This window comes from Georgenia sp. Z1491, from assembly GCF_049856175.1.
GTDB lineage: Bacteria > Actinomycetota > Actinomycetes > Actinomycetales > Actinomycetaceae > JB111.
Genome location: NZ_JBNDNA010000034.1, coordinates 1 through 3,303 on the forward strand (window position 1 = coordinate 1; position 3,303 = coordinate 3,303).

The following is a 3,303-nucleotide window of genomic DNA, read 5'->3' on the forward strand; positions in this document are numbered from 1 at the left end:
GACATGGTCCAGGGCCGCTCGAAACACGCCTTCAAGCAGTGGCTCGCGGGCCGGCCGCAGGACTGGCGCGACGGGGTCGAGATCGTCGCGATGGACGGCTTCACCGGGTTCAAGACCGCCGCCGCCGAAGAGCTGCCCGACGCGGTCGCCATCATGGATCCTTTTCACCTGGTCCGCCTCGCTGGCGACGCGCTCGATGACTGCCGGCGCCGTGTCCAGCAGGACACCTGCGGGCACCGGGGCCGCAAGGGCGATCCGCTCTACGCCGCCCGCCGGACCCTGCACACCGGCGCCGACCTGCTCACCGAGAAGCAGTCCCAGCGCCTGGAGGGCCTGTTCGACGGCGACACCCACGTAGCGGTCGAGGCCGCCTGGGCCGTCTACCAGCGCATGATCGCCGCCTACCGCGTCCCCGACCGCGCACATGGTCGCCAGCTCATGGCCCAGCTCATCGACTCCGTCAGCTCCACCGTGCCAGCCGCCCTGACCGAGCTGCGCAAGCTGGGCAGGACCCTGAAGCGCCGCGCCGCCGACGTGCTCGCCTACTTCGACCGGCCCGGCACGTCCAACGGCCCCACCGAGGCCATGAACGGCAGGCTCGAGCACCTGCGCGGCTCGGCCCTCGGCTTCCGCAACCTGACCAACTACATCGCCCGATCACTACTCGAGACGGGCGGATTCCGACCCCAACTACACCCTCGAATGTGAAGAGCCGGTTTCGGCCGCCTTGACCTGAGCGCCTTCGCGTCTCATCCCAATCGACCCTGATCGAGTCTGCTGACCCCCTCGACGAGAACGCAGCGACACATCACAGCCACCCGACCCCGACCGTCCGGGAAGCCGGGGCACGTCACATGGCCTGTGCTGCGGGCGTGTCGAGTGGGTCGTCCAGGGGCGACGCAGTAGCGTCGACGCGACGTGCTGAGAGGTGGTTCCAGTCGAGCACTAGGACACCGGCTACAGGCATGGCGATAGGTCAGGAACGGCGTCGCTCCCTGCGCAGGAGGGAGCGCAGAGTCTCGGCGTTCGCGTAGCCGACCCGTAGCGCGATCTCGGCGGAGGTGAGATCCGTGGTTGCTGAGAGGTGCCGAGCTCGTTCGGTGCGAAGCCGTTGGACGAACCCGAGCGGAGTGAGGTTGAGCGCCGCACGGACTCGTCGTTCGAGGGTGCGCCGGCTGGTGCCGAGCGACTGCGCGACGAAGGCGACGTTGAACGGTTCGTCCAGGCGGGCGCGCACGAAGCGTTCGAACTCGACGACGATCGGGTCCTCGTGCCGGAGATGGTCGTAGGCGACGAAGGTCGCCTGCGACGGACGCTCGTCGATGATGAGGAGCTTGGCGACATGTTGGGCCAGGTCGGGGCTGATCGATCGCACGAGTGAGAGCGCGAGGTCGATGTGGGCGAACGCGGCGCCGGCGGTGACGAGGTTCCCGTCGACCACGACCATGGTGTCGAGATCGAGGGCGACGGTCGGATAGCGCTTCAGGAACTCCGGCCCCAGGAACCAGCTGGTCGTCGCCCGCCGATGATGCATCCGTCCGGTCTCGGCGACGGCGAACACGCCGGTGCACGCCGCGGCGATCCGGGTGGTCGCCTCGTCGAGGCGCCCGAGCGAGGCGATGACCGAACGAGCATCTCGGCTCTGGAGGGCGTCGTGGGTAGCGGCGGCCGTGAGGGTTCCAAGCGCAGGGACGACGACCACGTCGAACTCTGCGGACTCCGACAGCGGGTGGTCCACCGACAGGGTCATCGATGTTGTCGTGGTCACTCGCCGTTTCGGTCCGAGGATGGCGAGTTCGATCGGGTCGATCCGCGGGTCGACATCGCTGCGGGCTCCGTCGGCCACCCGCACGATGTCGATGATCGACGCGACAGCCGAACCGAAGCAGCCGTCGATCGCGATCAGTCCAATACGCATGGCGTGAACAATAGCAACACTGTCGTATACGCCACTTCTCACATGCCCTTGCTCGTCATACGCTGAACTCGCTTCACCAAGAAACCTCGACACCTAGGAGAACCCCTCATGTCCACACCCGCATCACTTCCGTATGCCTTCGTCGCCAAGATCGTCGCGGCCGATGGACAGCACGACGCGCTCGCCGATCTGCTCGCCGGCGCTGTCGCCCTCGCCAACGAAGAAGTAGGAACGATTGTCTGGTTCGCGGTCAGGACCCACGCCGACACCTTCTGGATCTTCGATGCATTCCCCGACGAGGCCGCTCGCGACGCCCACGCCAACGGCGCCATCGTCGCAGCCCTGACGGCCAACCAGCACCTCCTCGGCGCAGCACCCGAGATCCTGCCGGCCGACGTCCTCGCGTCCAAGCTCCCGTAGTCCGCCCACGCACGTTCGCAACGCGAAGCACAACACGAGCGCTGTCGGTCACAAACTCAACAGGCAAACCAACGGGCGGCTCTGGAGCGGCTCGAGCCACAAAGCGCACGCCACATTCGAAGGAGCAATTGATGGCTCTTCGCAGTTGAGGGTGTAGAGAGGGTGCGTGTGGCGGTAGCCGGGTAGGGGTCGAGGTCCCCCGATGATGGAAGTTCCTACGCTCGCCATCCGGAAGACCTCGACGTGTTCAACGCTACCTATGCCGCGCCGTGCCTCACCACGTTCTGCCGCCTCGATGAACTTGGTCTCGAAGCTGTGGGACAACGTCTTGAGACGGGTCGGGCGGTGATCGAGTGCCGCGTCGTCGAGGACGATCCGTGGTGCCGGGCGTGCGGGGCGCAGGGCGTGCCGCGGGACACGGTGGTTCGTCGGCTTGCGCATGAGCCGTTCGGACGACGGCCCACGGTCCTGCATGTGCGGGTGCGCCGTTACCGATGCGAGCACTGCCGGAAGACGTGGCGGCAGGACACCACGGCGGCAGCAGCCCCGCGGGCGAAGATCTCTCGCGGCGGGCTGGACTGGGCGCTGGGGGCGATCGTCGTCGACCATCTCACTGTCTCGCGGGCCGCGGCCGGTCTCGGGGTGTCGTGGCATACCGCGAACAGCGCGATCATCGCCGAGGGCAGGCGGCGTCTGATCGACGACGCCGCCCGATTCGACGGGGTGACCACGATCGGTGTCGACGAGCACGTCTGGCGCCACACGCGATTGGGCGACACGTACGTCACCGTGATCATCGATCTCACCCCCGTCCGCGAGAAGTCTGGTCCCGCCCGGCTGCTGGACATGGTCCAGGGCCGCTCGAAGGCCGTCTTCAAGCAGTGGCTCGCGGGTCGCCCGAAGCAGTGGCGGGACGGGGTCGAGGTGGTCGCGATGGATGGGTTCAGCGGGTTCAAGACCGCTAG

General features: G+C 67.3%; 4 protein-coding genes. 3 read left to right on the top strand and 1 reads right to left on the bottom strand.

Annotated elements, in window-relative coordinates:
- Positions 1–708 (top strand): ISL3 family transposase (locus tag ACPYO4_RS16270; RefSeq protein WP_425710293.1); only part of this gene is annotated, 708 nt, incomplete at its 5' end.
- A 268-nt stretch (positions 709–976) separates the two neighbouring features.
- Here the strand turns inward: ACPYO4_RS16270 and ACPYO4_RS16275 are convergent.
- Positions 977–1,918 (bottom strand): GlxA family transcriptional regulator, encoded by a 942-nt coding sequence (locus ACPYO4_RS16275; RefSeq protein ID WP_425710294.1) that lies wholly within the window; start codon positions 1,916–1,918, stop codon positions 977–979.
- A 108-nt stretch (positions 1,919–2,026) separates the two neighbouring features.
- Here ACPYO4_RS16275 and ACPYO4_RS16280 point away from each other — a divergent pair, with 108 nt between their 5' ends.
- Together ACPYO4_RS16280 and ACPYO4_RS16285 are read left to right on the top strand one after the other, a co-directional pair.
- On the top strand, positions 2,027–2,338 hold the full coding sequence (locus ACPYO4_RS16280; protein ID WP_068102119.1) for a putative quinol monooxygenase: 312 nt from the start codon (positions 2,027–2,029) through the stop codon (positions 2,336–2,338).
- Positions 2,339–2,581: 243 nt separating this feature from the next.
- Positions 2,582–3,303, top strand: a 722-nt coding sequence (locus ACPYO4_RS16285) for a transposase (protein WP_425710292.1), incomplete at its 3' end; no start/stop codon positions are given.

Bases quoted from the DNA above. Each gene is read 5' to 3' on its own strand.
- ACPYO4_RS16275 (WP_425710294.1), bottom strand. From the start codon at position 1,918: ATGCGTATTGGACTGATCGCGATCGACGGCTGCTTCGGTTCGGCTGTC.
- ACPYO4_RS16280 (WP_068102119.1), top strand. From the start codon at position 2,027: ATGTCCACACCCGCATCACTTCCGTATGCCTTCGTCGCCAAGATCGTC.